This is a genomic window from Frigidibacter sp. MR17.14, assembly GCF_037095735.1.
Lineage (GTDB): Bacteria > Pseudomonadota > Alphaproteobacteria > Rhodobacterales > Rhodobacteraceae > Frigidibacter.
The window spans coordinates 533301-549372 of the sequence record NZ_JBAWKD010000002.1; the positions used below are offsets into that span (position 1 = coordinate 533301).

Genomic DNA, 16072 nt, shown 5'->3' on the forward strand with positions numbered 1-16072 from the left:
GGCTAGCGGCAATAGGCGCTCGACCGGCGCTCGGCGGTGTCGACGTGGATATGGTCCTCGTGGAACCCGTCCGATCCCGGCCCCAGAACCGTGCCGAAGGGCCCGCAGGCCGCATCGTGGATCTGGCGCAGGATCCTTCCCTGCTCGCGGTTCTTCCAGCCCTCGGCCACGGTGATGACCGAGCCGTTCTGCAGCCGCAGGCCCGACACGTCGACCGCCTTGCCGCGCCCGTGTTCGGACACCTGCGCGCCCTTCTGGTTGTTGCGCGGCCGGCAGGTGTAGGACCCGGCGATCTCGACCCGCGCCAGCCCACCGCCGGTGCGCCCGACCGCGGGCTTCACCGCGCGTTCGACCCAGCCGTCCAGCGTGCGGGCGGTGGCGCAGTCGGTCTCGATCGGCATCGACAGACCGATCCCCGCGACCGAGGTGACGCGCACGCCGTCTTCCAGCCCGCAGCCCTTCACGCGCTCGGTGATGTCGGGGATCGGCTCGCCCTTCAGCGTCGGGACCCCGCAGACGAAGCCGCCCGGGCCGCGCTGGACAGACCGCAGCGGCGGGAACGAGGCCGGGGTGGCGCTTTCGGTGGTCGCGGGACGGCCCGCGGGGCGCGGGCTTGCGGCGAAGGCGATGGTCGCGGCGGCAGAAGGCCGGGATGCCGGGTCCTGAGCGGTCGGGAAGGCGGCCATCCCGGCGCCGGCGGCGCGGATCCCGGCGGCGACGCTGGCCCGTTCCGCGGGCTGCGGCACCAACTCTTCAGGCCGGGCGCGCGGGCGCGGGCCGTCGAAGGCCAGCGCGGCAGAGGGCGCGACGGCGGCGGGGATCGCGCTGTCGGGGCGTGGACGGGGCCGCTTGCCGGCGAAGCCCAGCGGCGCCGATGGCCCCGGCAGGACGGCCGAGGCCGGGACCAGCAGCTCGGGCTGGGACCGGCCCGGCGCGGCCGGCGGACGCGGCGACTGGTCGGGGGCGGATGCCACGGCAAGCCCCGGCCAGGCTGCGATCAGCACCGCCAGCGCGAGCCGGCGGCGCGCGCTCATGCGCCGACCTTGGCCGCGCCACGCCCGAAGTCGGGCGCCGCGGTATCCTGCCCGGCCTCGATGATGCCGCGGCGGATCGCCCGGGTGCGGGTGAAATAGTCGAACAGCTGCTCGCCGTCGCCCATGCGGATCGCCCGCTGCAGGGCGAAGAGCTCTTCGGTGAACCGCCCGAGGATCTCGAGCGTCGCGTCCTTGTTGGTCAGGAACACGTCGCGCCACATCGTCGGGTCAGAGGCCGCGATCCGGGTGAAGTCGCGGAAGCCCGAGGCGGAATACTGGATCACCTCGGAATTCGACACGCGTTCAAGGTGATCGGCGACGCCGACCATGGTGTAGGCGATCAGGTGCGGCGTGTGCGAAACGACGGCAAGCACGAGATCGTGGTGATCGGCCTCCATCGTGTCGACCTTGGCGCCGATGCCCTCGAGCAGGGCGCGCAGGCGCGCGACATCGGCCTCGGCCGTGCCCTCGACCGGGGTCAGCAGCCACCAGCGGTTCTGGAACAGCGTCGCGAAGCCAGAGCGCGGGCCGGAATGCTCGGTCCCCGCCAGCGGGTGGCCGGGGATGAACGCGACATGCGCGGGCAGATGCGGCCCCACGGCGTCGATCACCGCGCGCTTGACCGAGCCCACGTCGGTGACGGTGGCCCCGGGCGCCAGATGCGGCCCGATCTCGGCCGCGACTGCGCCCATCGCACCGACCGGCACGCAGAGCACAACCAGATCCGCGCCTTCGACCGCCGCGGCGGCACTTTCGGCCACCCGGTCGACGAAGCCGATCTCGAGCGCGGTGGCGCGGGTCTCGGCGCTTTTCGCGAAGCCCACGATCTCGCCCGCCAGTCCGGCGGCCTTCATCGCATGGCCCATCGAGGACGCGATCAGCCCGAGGCCGATCAGCGCCACGCGGCGGTAGACCTGGGTCATGCGCCCGCGCCTGCCACGAAACCGTCGCCCTGCCCCTCGGTCGCGGTCGCCCGCGCCTTGAACAGGCCGATCGCATGGGCGACGCGGCGGCACGAGGCCTCGTCGCCGACGGTGATGCGCAGGCAGTTCGGCAGGTTGTAGCCGGCGACGCGGCGCACGATCAGACCCTGCGACTGCAGCCAGGCATCGCAGGCCACGGCCTCGGCCTCGTCGGCGAAGCGCGCAAGGATGAAGTTCGCCGTCGAAGTGTCGGAAGGCACGCCCTTTTCCGCCAGCGCCTCTGCCAGCCAGGTGCGCATCCGCGCGTTCTCGGCCCGGCAGCGATCGACGTGATCCTGGTCGCGGACCGCGGCTTCGGCCACTTCAAGCTGCACGGTCGACAGGTTGAAGGGACCGCGGATCCGGTTCAGCACGTCGATGATCTCGCGCGGGCCGTATCCCCAGCCGATCCGCAGCCCGCCAAGGCCGTAGATCTTCGAGAAGGTGCGCGTCATCACCACGTTCGGCCGCGTCGTCGCCATCCAGGCGCCGCCGTCATAGCCCGGAACATATTCGGCATAGGCCCCGTCGAGAACGAGGATCGCCTGCGGCGGCAGGCCGTTCGCCAGCCGCTCGATCTCGGCCAGGCCGATCATCGTGCCGGTCGGGTTGTTCGGGTTCGCGATGAACACCAGCCGCGTGCGCTCGTTGCAGGCGGCAAGGATCGCGTCGACATCGGTGACCCGCTCGCGCTCCTTCACCTCGACCGGGGTCGCGCCGGCGGCCATGGTCGAGATCTTGTACATCAGGAAGCCGTGCTCGGTGAACACGACCTCGTTGCCCGGCCCGGCATAGGCCTGGCAGAGGAAGTGGATGATCTCGTCCGAACCGACGCCGCAGATGATCCGATCGGCATCGAGGCCATGCGCCTCGCCGATCGCCTGGCGCAGGGCGCGGTGATCGGTGTTCGGATAGCGGTGGATCCGGTGCACGGCGCGCAGGAAGGCCTCCTTGGCCTTCTCCGAGGCACCGAAGGGATTCTCGTTCGACGACAGCTTGATCGCGTCCGAGACGCCGGCGACATGGGCGGCGCCCCCCTGGTACAGGGCGATGTCCATGATGCCGGGCTGCGGCTGGATGCGGTCAGACATGGGGGCGACTCCGGATTGCCTCGCCCTTCTAACGATGCGGTCGAAGCGAATCCAGCCGCATCTGCCCCGGACTGTGTCCCGGATGCCACCGTTGCAGATCGGCCTGCGGCCGAGCCTCCGGCGGGGATATTTGGACCAATGAGAAAGCAGCTTTCTTACCGGCAGCAATATCCCGGGGGAGCGGCGCCAGCCGCGGGGGCAGAGACCCCTGCCCGACCGGGCCAAAGCGAAAGGGCCGCACCCTGCGGCGCGGCCCTTCCGGAAATCTCACCGATCCGGGGATCAGTTCTGGGCGTAGAATTCGACGACCAGGTTCGGTTCCATGACGACCGGATACGGCACGTCCGACAGGCCCGGGGTGCGCACGAAGGTCGCGGTCATCTTCGAGTGGTCGACTTCCAGGTAGTCCGGAACGTCGCGCTCGGCCGACTGGGCGGCTTCGAGGACGATGGCGAGCTGGCGCGAGCGGTCACGGACGGCGACGACATCGCCTTCCTTGACGCGGTACGAGGCGATGTTCACGCGCTTGCCGTTCACGGTCACGTGGCCGTGGTTCACGAACTGGCGGGCGGCGAAGACGGTCGGGACGAACTTGGCGCGGTAGACGATCGCGTCCAGGCGGCGCTCGAGCAGGCCGATCAGGTTCTCGGTGGTCTCGCCCTTGACGCGCTCGGCCTCGGCGAAGATCTTGCGGAACTGCTTCTCGGTCAGGTCGCCGTAGTAGCCTTTCAGCTTCTGCTTGGCGCGCAGCTGGGTGCCGAAGTCCGACAGCTTGTTCTTGCGGCGCTGGCCGTGCTGGCCGGGGCCGTATTCACGCTTGTTGACCGGCGACTTGGCGCGGCCCCAGATGTTCTCGCCCATGCGGCGGTCGAGTTTGTACTTGGCAGAGGTGCGTTTGGTCATCTCTGATCTCCTTCTGGCGGGCGCTTGCGCGCCTCTGGTTTGCGAAGGGCGTTGTCCTTTGCCGCGGCACCGTTTCGGGCGCCTTGGCCGACAGGCTTCCCCTTGCGGGGTCCACCAACACCAATGATGCCCCGCGCCGGCATCGGGCCGGTCGGGAACGGCGGGCTTATACAGGGGATTCCCGGCCTGTCAAGCGCGCCGGGCCGCCGGCGCCGAAAGCCCCGCATGGGCGGCGGCACGGGCGGCGGGGGCGCCCAGAAGCACGGCCTCGCCCGGCGTGAGCCGGCGCAGGCCCGGCGCCGCGGCCGCGGCACTTTCCGCCAGGAACGCATCCGCTCGGCAGACGGCGATGGCCTCGTGCTCGTCGGGCGTTAGGTGCGGCGCCGCGGTCTGCGGGTCGAAGGCCTGCACCGCGCCCCCCGCGGCTAGCATCATCAGGTGGCGGTCGGGAAGCATCAGCCAGTGGCAGGTGACGCCGTCGCGCGGGTGCACCCGGCCAATGCCGGGTTGCGCCGTCAGGGTGCCGGCCAGTGCCAGAACCGCCCGCGCCCCGAACAGCGCCGCGACCGTCGGGCCGCCCAGCGCAACCCCCTGCCCCGGCGCGAGCAGCAGCGGCGCGCGGCAGCCGATCCCAGGCAGGTCGGCGGCAAGCTGCACCGGCGCCTCTGCGGGCAGCGCCGCGAGCCGCCCGGGGCCGAGCCGCCGCGCGCCGGTCCAGAGCACCCGCTGTGCGCCCGCATCGCGGGTGATCACCCGGTCGCCGGGGCCCAGCGCCTCGACCGGACGCGGACCCTCGGGGGTCAGCAGCATTGTGCCGGACGCGAGACCCTGCAACGGCGCTGCCGGCTCGGGCGGCGCGCGCTGCAGGCGCAGGTCGATGATCCAGAGCTCGGTCACACGCGGCGGGCAGAGGCCGTCGAAGACCAGCGGCGCCCCGCGCCGCCCGCAGGCGGGGTGCAGAAGCAGCACGCGCCAGGTCGCGTGGCCGTCGGTGACCAGAAAGCCGTTGGCCGGGGCCATCGCCAGCCCGTCCTCGTCAGGCGGCGCGGCGGGCGCGCTGTGCCCGGTCGCCCGCAGCAGGCGCTGCGCCTTGCGGCTGGCCACCGCGCGCAGCCGGTCCTGATCGTCGCGCAGGCCCAGCAGCAGCGGACCCGGCCCGCCCTCGATCCTGACCGCGGGGCCGTCCCAGCGCCAGACCGCGCCCAGGGCCAGCGCCTCGGGACCGGCGGCGCGAAGGCCGTCGATCTCTGTCTGCTGCCAGGGAATGACGAAGGTCCCGCCCGCGTCGGTCATCCGTGCCTGTCGCTCTGCCTCTGCCGGGCGTTGCCGGCGTCACTCCGGCCTCGGGGGCCGGTTATCCACAGCGTAGCAGCTTGGACGCGCTCGCGGAAGCCTGAGCGCCGCGGGCGGAGTTCCGCTTGCATCCCGGGACCTGCAGGCGCATTGGCGGGACAGGAAAGGAAGGCCGATGGATCTGCGCAGGGGAATGAGGAAGGGGATGGTGCGCCGCTCGCGCGCGCTCGTCGTCTCGCCGCGGTTCTGGAAATCGCGACTGGTGTTCTGGGCGGGGGCGGTGGCCGTGGGGCTTGTCAGCCTCGGGTTCGCCTGGGCCGCGGATGAAAGCCAGCGCCTGTTCCAAGCCCTCATCGCCGGCGGCGACCGGGCCTGGATCGCGCTCGCGCTGACGCCGCTCGGCTTCGTCTTCTGCGCCTGGGCGGCGGCGCGGTTCTTCCCCGGAACACAGGGCTCGGGCATCCCGCAGGCGATCGCCGCCCGCCATCTCGACCGCGAAAGCCGCGGGATCTACCTGACGATTCCGCTGGCCGCCGGGAAACTGGTGCTGACGCTGATCGGGCTGGCCTGCGGCGCCTCGTCGGGGCGCGAGGGGCCGACGGTGCAGATCGGCGCCGCGATCATGCTGCTGTCGGCGCGGATCGGCGGCATGGTGCAGGCCAAGGGGCTGATCCTCGCGGGCTCGGCCGCAGGCGTCGCCGCGGCCTTCAACACCCCGCTCGCCGGCATCGTCTTCGCCATCGAAGAAATGAGCCGCAGCTATTCCGCGCGAACGAACGGCGTCGTGCTGTCGGCGGTGATCATCGCCGGTGTCACCACCTATGCGATCGGCGGCAGCTACACCTATTTCGGCGAGACCGACGTGGTCTCGCTTCTGCTGAACGACTGGCCGATCGTCGTGGCCTCGGGCATCGCGGGCGGGCTTCTGGGCGCGGTCTTCACCAAGGCGGTGCTCTGGGGCACGCGACGGATCCGGCGGATCAAGCGGCTGTCGACCCCGCGCCGCATGGTCGCGGTCGCCGCCGGCGCGGGGCTGGTCGTGGCGCTGGCCGGGCTGGTCACCGCCGGAGACACCTTCGGCACCAGCTATGAAGAGGCGCGCGCGGCCGTCGAGGGCCATGCGCTGTCGCCGCTGTTCTTCGTCTTCAAGTTCGTGGCGACGCTGGCAACCACCCTGTCCGGCATCCCGGGCGGGCTTTTCGCGCCCTCGCTCTCGGTGGGGGCGGGGCTTGGCAGCTGGCTGGGGCAGCTGTTCCAGGCCGACCTCGGGCTGGCGGCGGTGCTGGGGATGGCCGGCTATTTTGCGGGCGTCGTGCAGGCGCCGATGACCGCCTTCATCATCGTGATGGAGATGACCGGCAGCCATGACGACATCATCCCGATCATGACCGCGGCGATGATCGGCCACGGCCTGTCGCGCATCGTCTGCCCGGAGCCGCTCTATCACGCCCTGTCGCGGCTGTGGATCGCCGATGCGATCCGCGCCCGCCGGGCGATGGAACAGGCCGCGCGCGAGGACGCGCGGGACTGAAGATCAGAAACCGGCCCTCAGAAACTGGGCGGCGTGCAGCAGCTGACCACCTCGCAGGGGTCGGGCCCCACGGCGCGGAACCGGTGCGGGCGGCTGCTGTCGAAGGCATAGGCATCGCCGGGGCCGAGCACCCGGCGCTGGTCCTCGACGGTCACCTCGAGCCGGCCCGAAAGCACGATCCCCGCCTCTTCCCCGTCGTGAACCAGGGGCACACGGCCTGTGTCGGCGCCGGGCTGATAGCACTCTTTCAACATCATCAACTGTCGGAACGGGGTGGCATCCCCGACCCTGCGATAGGAAATCCGACCTTTCCCGATTTCCACCAGCTCTTCCGCCGCGAAGAAGGCCTTGCGCGGGGCCTCCGGCTCCCAAGCGAAGAATTCCGACAGGCCGATCGGCAGCCCGTCGAGGATCCGCTTCAGCGCGCCGACCGAGGGGTTGGTGCGGTTCGCCTCGATCAGCGAGATCGTCGAATTCGGCACGCCGACCCGCCGCGCCAGCTCGCGCTGCGAGATCTTGCGCGCCTCGCGCAGGCCGCGCAGCCGGTTGCCGATGTCCACTTCCATGACCGCCCCGTTCGGGTTGTTCAACATTCGCGAACACCGTGACGAACGGCACAGGGAAATCAAGACCTTCGAGGCCACCAGAAAAGGGATTGCGCGAAGCCCCGAAGCGTGGCGGCATGGGGTCTTCCGCGACCCGGCCCCCGCGATCCCCCGCGCGCCCGAGAGGACCCCTTTCATGACCATCCAGCACAACCCGAACGACCTCAGCCATGTGATCGAGGCCGACCGCGCCCATATCTGGCACCACCTGCTGCAGCACAAGGCGCTGGAGACGACCGATCCGCGGATCATCGTCGAGGGCAAGGGCATCCGGGTCTGGGATGCCGCGGGGCGCGAGTTCCTCGACGCGGTCTCGGGCGGGGTCTGGACGGTGAACGTGGGCTATGGCCGCGAAAGCATCGCCGACGCTGTGCGCGACCAGCTGGTCAAGATGAACTACTTCGCCGCCGCCGCGGGCTCAATCCCCGGGTCGCTCTTCGCCGAGATGCTCTTGGACAAGATGCCGGGCCTGAGCCGCGTCTACTGGGCGAACTCGGGGTCCGAGGCCAACGAGAAGGTCTTCAAGATGGTCCGCCAGATCTCGGCGCGCCACCACAAGGGCCTGAAATCGAAGATCCTCTACCGTGAGCGCGACTATCACGGCACCACCATCGGCGTGCTGGCGGCCTGCGGCCAGCCGCAGCGGGCCGAGCAGTACGGGCCCTTCCCCACCGGCTTCGTCGAGGTGCCGCACTGCCTTGAATACCGCGCGCAGTGGGACCTGACCGGCGAGGCCTACGGCCGCCGCGCCGCCGACGCCATCGAAGAGGTGATCCTGCGCGAAGGGCCCGAGACGGTGGGCCTGCTGTGCCTCGAGCCGATCACCGCCGGCGGCGGCGTCATCACCCCGCCCCCTGGCTATTGGGAGCGCGTGCAGGAGATCTGCGCCAAGTACGAGATCCTGCTGCACATCGACGAGGTCGTCTGCGGGCTCGGCCGCACCGGCACCTGGTTCGGCTATCAGAACTATGGCGTGAAGCCCGATTTCGTGACGATGGCCAAGGGCCTGGCCTCGGGCTATGCCGCGATCTCGGCCTGCGTCACCTCCGAGCGCGTCTTCGAGATGTTCAAGGACGATCCCTCTGACCCGATGAGCTATTTCCGCGACATCTCGACCTTCGGCGGCTGCGCCGCGGGCCCGGCGGCGGCGATCGAGAACATGCGGATCATCGAGAACGAGAAGCTTCTGGAAAACACCGTGAAGATGGGCGAGCGGCTGATGGGCAACCTGCAGGCGCTGAAGGACAAGCACGCGGTGATCGGCGACGTGCGCGGCCTTGGCCTTTTCCAGGGGGCCGAGTTGGTCGCCGACCGCGCCACCAAGGAGCCGGTGAACGAGAAGCTGGCGGCGGCCGTGGTGGCCGAGGCCGGCGCGCGCGGTGTGATCATCGGCGTCACCAACCGCAGCCTGCCCGGGCTGAACAACACGCTGTGCCTGAGCCCGGCGCTGATCGCCACGCCCGACGACATCGACGAGATCACCGAGGCGATCGACGGCGCGCTGACCAAGGTCTTCGGCTGACCTGATCCCGGAACGATGAAGGCCTCTCCCGGTCTACCGGGGGAGGCGTCTTCGTGTCAGCGGTCGCGGATCCGCGCCAGAACCGCGCGCCAGCCGCCCGGCGCCACCAGGAACGAGGTCGCGAAGCCCGCGGCGAAGCCCGCGATCTCCGACAGCGTCTGCCAGGTGCCGCCGAAGATCAGCCCGAAGACCAGCTGGATGCCCAAAAGGAACCCGATCAGCGAAAAGGCGCGGTAGCGGTTCGCATGGACCGCCCCGAGACGTTGCCACAGGATGAAGGTGAAGGCCCCGATCAGCCCGTAGACCGGCGGATAGCCCCCGAAAAGCGGCGGCAGATCCATCGGGATCGCGGCATAGGCAAGCGAGCCCGCCAGCGCCGAGACGACGAACACCGCCAGCACCGCGCCGGCGCTGAACACCTCTGCCACCATCTTGCCCAGCGCCAGAAGGAAGACCGCGACGAAGACCGCGTGGGTGAACGAGCCATGGACGAAAATGTAGGTCAGAAGCCGCATCGCCTGTTCCGGCGGCCAGTGGCCGTTCGCCGCCATCCAGTGGAACAGCTGCGGCGAGAAGCTGAACCGCTCCAGCGCTTCCAGCCGCCAGCCCACCGCGCCGGGGCCGCCGACAAGGCCGGTGCTGCCGGCCTGCAGCACGATCTCCATCGCCGCGATCGGCAGGAACAGCAGCCAGACCACCGGCGGCATCGGGTTCAGCGGGCTCTCGCGGTGATCTTCGTTCATGTCGGTGACGGTCGCTTCTGTTGACCTGAATTGCGCCCAGCGATAAGCGACGGGGACCGGAAACTCCAGCCTCCGGGGCCTTTTCACGGAAAGATCCGACATGTCAGAAGCGCCTTCCACCGCGCCGACTTCCGCGCCCTCTGCGGCGCCGACCGCCCCCTCGAAATTCACGCCGCGCGTCTTCTCGGGCATCCAGCCTTCGGGCGGGCTTACGCTTGGCAACTATCTTGGCGCGCTGAAGCGCTTCGCCGAGATGCAGGAGGGCGGGTTCGAGACGATCTACTGCCTCGTCGACCTGCATGCGATCACCGTCTGGCAGGACCCGGTCGCGCTGGCCAACCAGACGCGCGAGGCCGCGGCCGCCTTCATCGCCTCGGGCGTGGATCCGGCGCGCTCGGTGCTCTTCAACCAGAGCCAGGTCGCGGGCCATGCCGAGCTGGCCTGGATCTTCAACTGCGTCGCGCGGCTGGGCTGGATGAACCGGATGACCCAGTTCAAGGACAAGACCGCCGGCAAGAACGCGGAAAACGCCTCGCTCGGGCTGTACGCCTATCCCTCGCTGATGGCGGCGGACATCCTGCTGTATCACGCGACCCACGTTCCGGTGGGCGAGGACCAGAAGCAGCATATCGAGCTGACCCGCGACATCGCCGCCAAGTTCAACCATGACTACGGCGTCGATTTCTTCCCGGTGACTGAGCCGGTCATCGAAGGCGCCGCGACCCGCGTCATGTCCCTGCGCGACGGCACCAAGAAGATGTCGAAGTCCGATCCCTCGGACGCGAGCCGGATCAACCTGACCGACGATGCCGATGCGATCGCCTCGAAGATCCGCAAGGCCAAGACCGATCCCGAGCCGCTGCCCGAGACGCTGGAAGGCCTGAAGGACCGGCCCGAGGCGAAGAACCTCGTGAACATCTATGCCGCGCTGTCGGGGATGACGGCCGAGGCGGTGGTGGGCGAGTTCGCGGGCAAGGGCTTCGGCACCTTCAAGCCGGCGCTGGCCGAGCTGGCCGTGGCGCAGATCGCGCCGATCACCACCGAGATGAACCGGCTGATGGCCGATCCGGCCGAGATCGACCGCATCCTCGGCGCCGGTGCCGACAAGGCCGACGCGATCGCCGCCCCGATCCTTGCGAAGACGCAGGAGATCGTCGGCATGATCCGCTCGCGCCGCCGGTGACCCTGCCGCCGCCCCCCGGTGGCGGCGATGACGAGGCCCCGCCGCCGCCGCGGCGGGACGAGCCTGCGCGCGCCGAGCCTCAGCCCCCGCGCCAGCCCTTGGCCGGGGCCGGGATGATGCGCGCGATGGAGCGGCTGCGGGCCGAGCATCAGGCACAGGCCCGTGGCCGGGCGCCGGCCGCGCCGCCGGTGGCCCGACCCCGGGCCGAGTCCCCGCGGCGCAGCGAGCCGCCGCTGCGGGCCCTGCCCCCGCGGCCCTTGACCGACGCCCCCGCGCCGCCACGCCCGCTTGCGCCAGTGCCGGTGCCGACGGTGCCGCGCCCGGAACCGGAGGCGCCGCAGGCCCCTGCCCATATGTCGGCCGAGATTCCGCAGGAGGCACTGCCTCCGGCAATCGCACCGATCCCCGCGCCCCCCCTGCCGCCAGAGGTGGCGGCGCCTGCGCCCGAACCGGTCTCCCCGGCGACAGAGGGCACAGCCCGGGACGCTCGGGACGCGGTGGCTGGGACGGACGCGGTCGCAGCGGACCGACCGGCGGCTCCCGAAGGTGCGGCGGGGCCCGAGGCGGACAGCAACGCAGCGCCCCCGCCCGGCTCCCCGACCGACCAGACGGACGAGGCCGTGGCGCCAGAGGCCGCGCAATCTGACCCAGCACCGGACACGGCTGCGGATGACGTAGCGCCTGCGCCGGCGGCGGCCCCGGACGCTGGCGGGGCGGCGGGCGATGCGCGCCCCGAGGAGGGCGCCGCTACCGAAGACGATTGGACGGCCCTGCCGCAGCGCGAGGCGGCCGAGCTGAAGATCGTCCGCCGCGCCGCGCATGGGGGCGAGGCGACCGCGGGCAGCGCGCTGGCCTCGCGGCTGGCAAAGCGCCTGTCGCACCTGCCCAGCACGCAGCCGGACCCGGTGCCCGCCGCGCCCGCGCCGCAGCCCGCAGCCGCCGCCGAGGCCACCGCAGGGACGGCAGCCATACCCGCCGCGCCGGCCCTGCCTGCCGCGGAACCTGCGGTGATGGCGGCCGCGGCGACGAACGGGACACCCCCCGGCGCGCCGCTGCGGGCGACGGCGCGCCGGGCGCCGCCCCCGCCGGCGGGCCTGCTGGCGCGGCTCGGCCACGGGCTGCGGCTGGCGTTGCGGCGCCTTCTGATGCTGGTGCTGGTCGTCTCGGTGATCTCGACGGCGCAGTCGCTCTCGGCGATCGCGGCGCAACCCGGGATCTCGCCCCTTGTCGATGCCGGGCAGGACCGCATCCTGGCGGCGATGGACCGGGCGATGGCGCGCGAGGCGACGCCCGCGCGCATCACCGCCCGGCTCGAGGCGCTGCTGGCCGCGCCCGAGCGCAACTGGGTGGCGATCGACGCGGTGATGGCCGTCGCCGAGGAACGCGGCGTCTTCCTGCCGGCCGAGCTTCTGCAGCGGATCGACGCGGCGCAGTCGGCGGACGAGGGGCTGCTGGCCTCGGCCCGGGGCTGCCTTGCCTGCATGGCGAACCCGGCCGCCTGCCAGCTGTCGGCGCAGCTTTTGTGCCAGGCGCCGATGGTGCTGACCCCGGCGGGCGACATCGCCGCCGTCGGCGCCGAGGCCTGGTCCTGGGCCAGCGGCGCCGAGGTCGACCGGATCAACCTGGCGCTGGGTCTCGTGGGCCTTGGCGCCACGGCAGCGATCCTGGCGACCGGCGGCAGTTCCGCCACGGTGAAGGTCGGCGCCGGCGCGCTGCGCACCGCGCGCGGCATGGGGCTCGTTTCGGCCCGACTGGGCGCGATGATCGCACGCGCGGCGGAGGAGGGCGTGGACTGGGCGCGGCTGCGCGGCCTGCGCCTGACGCAGCTGAGCAGCCGCGACGAGATCGCGGGCCTGCTGCGCCCGGCCGCGCTGGCACCGCTGCGCGAGACCGCGACGGCGCTCGGCCGGATCGAGGCCGCGACCGGCCCGCGCGCGGCGCTGGCGCTGCTGGCGCGGGTCGACAGCGCCGACGAGGCCCGCCGCATCGCCAACGCGGCCGAGGCGCTGGGGCCGCGCACGCTGGGCCGGGTCGAGGTGCTGGGCAAGGGCCGGTTCCTGCGCGCCACCGTGCGGCTTTCGGAACTGGCGGTGAAGGTGATACTGAGCCTTGTCGCGCTGATGCTGTCGCTGGGCGGGCTTGCCGCCTCGGCCTGCGGCCACTACGCGACGCGCCGCCTGCGCCGCGGCTTGATGCACCTGTGACCGCGACCCCGCCGCGCTGCGGCGCGGCGGTTGCCGCAGGGGCACAATCTTGCTAAAAGACCCCCAGCAGCAAGGAGCGGGTGCGATCCCCGCTGGCTCTTCCGGCCGCCGATCCGCCGGACAACCGACCAGGCCCCATTTCAGATTTCGCCGGGCCTGACCACCGGACAGACTTTTCATGCACAAGGATACCTATGCCCGCCAATGGACGGGCAACATTCGCGCCGACCTGCTTTCGGGCCTTGTCGTCGCCCTCGCCCTGATCCCCGAGGCGATCGCCTTCTCGATCATCGCCGGCGTCGATCCCAAGGTCGGGCTTTATGCCTCGTTCTCGATCGCGGTGATCACCGCGATCTTCGGCGGCCGGCCCGGGATGATCTCGGCCGCGACCGCCGCCACCGCGGTGCTGATGGGCACGCTGGTGCGCAACCACGGGCTCGACTACCTGCTGGCCGCGACGGTGCTGGCCGGCGTCGTGCAGATGATCGCCGGGGCGCTGAAGCTGGGCTTCGTCATGCGCTTCGTCTCGCGCTCGGTGATGACGGGCTTCGTCAACGCGCTGGCGATCCTGATCTTCATGGCGCAATTGCCCGAACTCGACCCCGCCCGCGTGCCCTGGCTGACCTATCCGCTGGTCGCGGCGGCGCTGGCGATCATCTACCTGGTGCCGCGGATCACCCGCGCGGTCCCCTCGCCGCTGGTCGCGATCGTGGTGCTGACCGCCTGCTCGATGGCCTTCGGCTGGGACGTGCGCACCGTCAGCGACATGGGCGCCCTGCCCGATGCGCTGCCGGCCTTCCTGATCCCGAACGTGCCCTTCACGCTCGAGACGCTGCAGATCATCCTGCCCTATTCGGTCGCCGTCGCCGCGGTGGGCCTGCTGGAAAGCCTGATGACCCAGCAGATCGTCGACGACCTGACCGACACCGGCTCGAACCGAAACCAGGAGTGCATCGGGCAGGGCCTTGCCAACTTCTGCACGGGCTTCATCGGCGGCATGGCCGGCTGCGCGATGATCGGGCAGTCGATGATCAACGTCACCTCGGGCGGACGCGGGCGGCTGTCGTGCTTCTTCGCCGGGGTCATGCTGCTGATCTTCGTGACCTTCCTCAACCGCTGGGTCGGCCAGATCCCGATGGCGGCGCTGGTCGCGATCATGATCATGGTCTCGATCGGGACCTTCTCGTGGCGCTCGCTCGGCCAGCTGCGCGAGCATCCGCTGCCCTCGTCCGTGGTGATGCTGGCAACGGTGGCGGTGGTGGTGGCGACGCACAACCTGGCCTTCGGGGTGATGGCGGGCGTGCTGCTGTCGGGGATCTTCTTCGCGTGGAAGATCTCGCGGCTGTTCACGGTCACCACGACGCTCGAGGACGGGCACCGGATCTATCGGGTCGAGGGGCAGCTGTTCTTCGCCTCGGTCGAGGCCTTCCTCGCGGCCTTCGACTTCCGCGAGCGCGTGGCACGGGTGACGATCGACGTCTCGGGCGCGCATGTCTGGGACATCTCGTCGGTGGCGGCGCTGGACCAGGCGGTGCTGAAGTTCCGCCGCGCCGGGGCCGAGGTCACGCTGACCGGCCTGAACCTCGCCTCGCAGACGCTGGTGGCGCGGCTGGGGCAGCACGACAAGCCGGGCGCCAGCCTGCCCGCGCACTGAACCGGCACCGGGCCAGCACTGGCCCGGCACTGGCTGCGCAACGGCCGCCATCTGGTCTGCCCGGCGGCGCGCCCTGTCGCAGAAGCGTTACGGGGCGGGCCTAGCCTTCCGGTTGTGTCCGGCAGCGAATCCCCAACCGCTGCCGGGCCCGCTTCCGGGCCGGGGTCCGACCATACCCCCGCCGGCGCCCTGTTCCCCGCATCGCCGCATCCCCGTCCCGGAAGCCCCCACCGCCCGCCCGGCAGCGCCGCGACGGCAGGGCCTCGACGGCAGGGCCCCGACGGCAGGGGTGGACCCGGCCGCCCACGCGCCCTAGGATCCCGCCGCCTGCGCGACCGCCTCCGGGGCGGCCGGCGCGCGACAGCAAAGGATCCCCGCCATGGCATTCGGCACCAACATCCGCACCTATTTCGACGGCCGCTGGCACGAGGGCGACATCGCGGTGATGAAGGCCGCGGACCACGGCATCTGGCAAGGGTCCTCGGTCTTCGACGGCGCGCGCTGGTTCGAGGGCATCGCCCCCGATCTCGACCTGCACTGCGCCCGCCTGAACCGCTCGGCCGAGGCGCTGATGATCGAGCCGAACGTCGCCACCGACGAGATCATCGCCATCGTGCGCGAGGGGCTGAAGGCCTATGGCGCCGACCAGCCGGTCTACATCCGCCCGATGTACTGGGCGATCCACGGCTCGGATCTGGGCGTGGCCCCGGCGCCGGGCGAGACCGGCTTCGCGATCAGCCTCGAGGAGGTCGCGATGCCGCCGGCCGAGCGCGCGACGACGCTGACCACCACCAGCTTCCGCCGCCCGGTGATGGCCGACAACGTCTGCAACGCCAAGGCCGGCTGCCTCTACCCGAACAACGCGCGGATGCTGGTCGAGGCGCAGCGCAAGGGCTTCGGCAACGCGCTGGTGCAGGACGCGATGGGCAACGTGGCCGAGACCGCGACCGCCAACGTGTTCATGGTCAAGGACGGCGTCGTCTTCACGCCGATCGCCAACGGCACCTTCCTGTCGGGCATCACCCGCGCCCGCCACATCGCCAACCTGCGCGCCGACGGCGTCGAGGTGCACGAGGCGATCCTGACCCTGCAGGACTTCCGCGGCGCCGACGAGGTGTTCCTGTCGGGCAACTTCTCGAAGGTCACCCCGGTCAAGGCCTTCGAGGATGTCTCCTACGGCGACAACCCGGTCACGCGGCGCGTGCGCCAGCTGTACTGGGACTGGGCGCATTCGTCCGAGGCGAAGGCCCGCGCGGCCGCCTGACCGCGCGCCCGCTGCATGGCCATACCGTGGGCGCGCCACGGCGCGCTTGCAACCCGCCCCGGCGGCGGCGAATATCCCGCGGC

The 16072-nt window shown here is 71.2% G+C and carries 13 protein-coding genes and 1 other annotated feature; of the genes, 6 read left to right on the forward strand and 7 right to left on the reverse strand.

Features of this window, described 5'->3' with window-relative positions:
- Positions 1–2 precede the first annotated feature (2 nt).
- The 5 genes from V8J36_RS07730 to V8J36_RS07750 all read right to left on the reverse strand — a co-directional run bounded on the left by V8J36_RS07730 (position 3) and on the right by V8J36_RS07750 (position 5283).
- Complete coding sequence (locus tag V8J36_RS07730; protein WP_336466705.1) at positions 3–1034, reverse strand: extensin family protein; 1032 nt, start codon at positions 1032–1034, stop codon at positions 3–5.
- Positions 1031–1957 (reverse strand): prephenate/arogenate dehydrogenase family protein, encoded by a 927-nt coding sequence (locus tag V8J36_RS07735; RefSeq protein ID WP_336466706.1) that lies wholly within the window; start codon positions 1955–1957, stop codon positions 1031–1033. Before V8J36_RS07735 ends, V8J36_RS07730 begins: the two co-directional genes overlap by 4 nt.
- Positions 1954–3087: a histidinol-phosphate transaminase gene (gene hisC / locus V8J36_RS07740; RefSeq protein WP_336466707.1), complete on the reverse strand. Its 1134-nt coding sequence runs from the start codon at positions 3085–3087 to the stop codon at positions 1954–1956. Before hisC ends, V8J36_RS07735 begins: the two co-directional genes overlap by 4 nt.
- A 282-nt stretch (positions 3088–3369) precedes the next feature.
- Positions 3370–3990, reverse strand: coding sequence for a 30S ribosomal protein S4 (gene rpsD / locus V8J36_RS07745; protein ID WP_336466708.1), 621 nt, complete (start codon positions 3988–3990; stop codon positions 3370–3372).
- A gap of 189 nt (positions 3991–4179) precedes the next feature.
- A complete protein-coding gene (locus V8J36_RS07750) occupies positions 4180–5283 on the reverse strand; it encodes a Hint domain-containing protein (protein WP_336466709.1) in 1104 nt (367 codons plus the stop codon).
- Positions 5284–5458: 175 nt separating this feature from the next.
- Here V8J36_RS07750 and V8J36_RS07755 point away from each other — a divergent pair, with 175 nt between their 5' ends.
- Positions 5459–6814, forward strand: coding sequence for a chloride channel protein (locus tag V8J36_RS07755; protein ID WP_336466710.1), 1356 nt, complete (start codon positions 5459–5461; stop codon positions 6812–6814).
- Between the two features lie 17 nt (positions 6815–6831).
- On the opposite strand, the gene V8J36_RS07760 is transcribed toward V8J36_RS07755, so the two are convergent.
- Positions 6832–7407: a cupin domain-containing protein gene (locus V8J36_RS07760; protein WP_336466711.1), complete on the reverse strand. Its 576-nt coding sequence runs from the start codon at positions 7405–7407 to the stop codon at positions 6832–6834.
- 148 nt (positions 7408–7555) lie between these two features.
- Here V8J36_RS07760 and V8J36_RS07765 point away from each other — a divergent pair, with 148 nt between their 5' ends.
- Positions 7556–8941 (forward strand): aminotransferase family protein, encoded by a 1386-nt coding sequence (locus V8J36_RS07765; protein WP_336466712.1) that lies wholly within the window; start codon positions 7556–7558, stop codon positions 8939–8941.
- A gap of 56 nt (positions 8942–8997) precedes the next feature.
- On the opposite strand, the gene V8J36_RS07770 is transcribed toward V8J36_RS07765, so the two are convergent.
- The gene (locus V8J36_RS07770; RefSeq protein ID WP_336466713.1) at positions 8998–9684 is read right to left on the reverse strand and encodes a rhomboid family intramembrane serine protease; all 687 of its coding nucleotides are present in this window, start codon (positions 9682–9684) and stop codon (positions 8998–9000) included.
- 100 nt (positions 9685–9784) lie between these two features.
- Here V8J36_RS07770 and trpS point away from each other — a divergent pair, with 100 nt between their 5' ends.
- The 4 genes from trpS (at position 9785) to V8J36_RS07790 (ending at position 15989) form a co-directional block, all read left to right on the forward strand.
- Positions 9785–10867 (forward strand): tryptophan--tRNA ligase, encoded by a 1083-nt coding sequence (gene trpS / locus V8J36_RS07775; RefSeq protein ID WP_336466714.1) that lies wholly within the window; start codon positions 9785–9787, stop codon positions 10865–10867.
- Between the two features lie 620 nt (positions 10868–11487).
- A complete protein-coding gene (locus V8J36_RS07780) occupies positions 11488–13071 on the forward strand; it encodes a hypothetical protein (RefSeq protein WP_336466715.1) in 1584 nt (527 codons plus the stop codon).
- Positions 13072–13141: 70 nt separating this feature from the next.
- Positions 13142–13197 (forward strand) — a sequence feature (sul1 is cis-regulatory element that is thought to sense ions involved in sulfur or methionine metabolism; They are found in Alphaproteobacteria).
- Positions 13198–13249: 52 nt separating this feature from the next.
- Complete coding sequence (locus tag V8J36_RS07785; protein WP_336466716.1) at positions 13250–14725, forward strand: SulP family inorganic anion transporter; 1476 nt, start codon at positions 13250–13252, stop codon at positions 14723–14725.
- A 379-nt stretch (positions 14726–15104) separates the two neighbouring features.
- A complete protein-coding gene (locus V8J36_RS07790; RefSeq protein WP_336466717.1) occupies positions 15105–15989 on the forward strand; it encodes a branched-chain amino acid aminotransferase in 885 nt (294 codons plus the stop codon).
- Positions 15990–16072 lie beyond the last annotated feature (83 nt).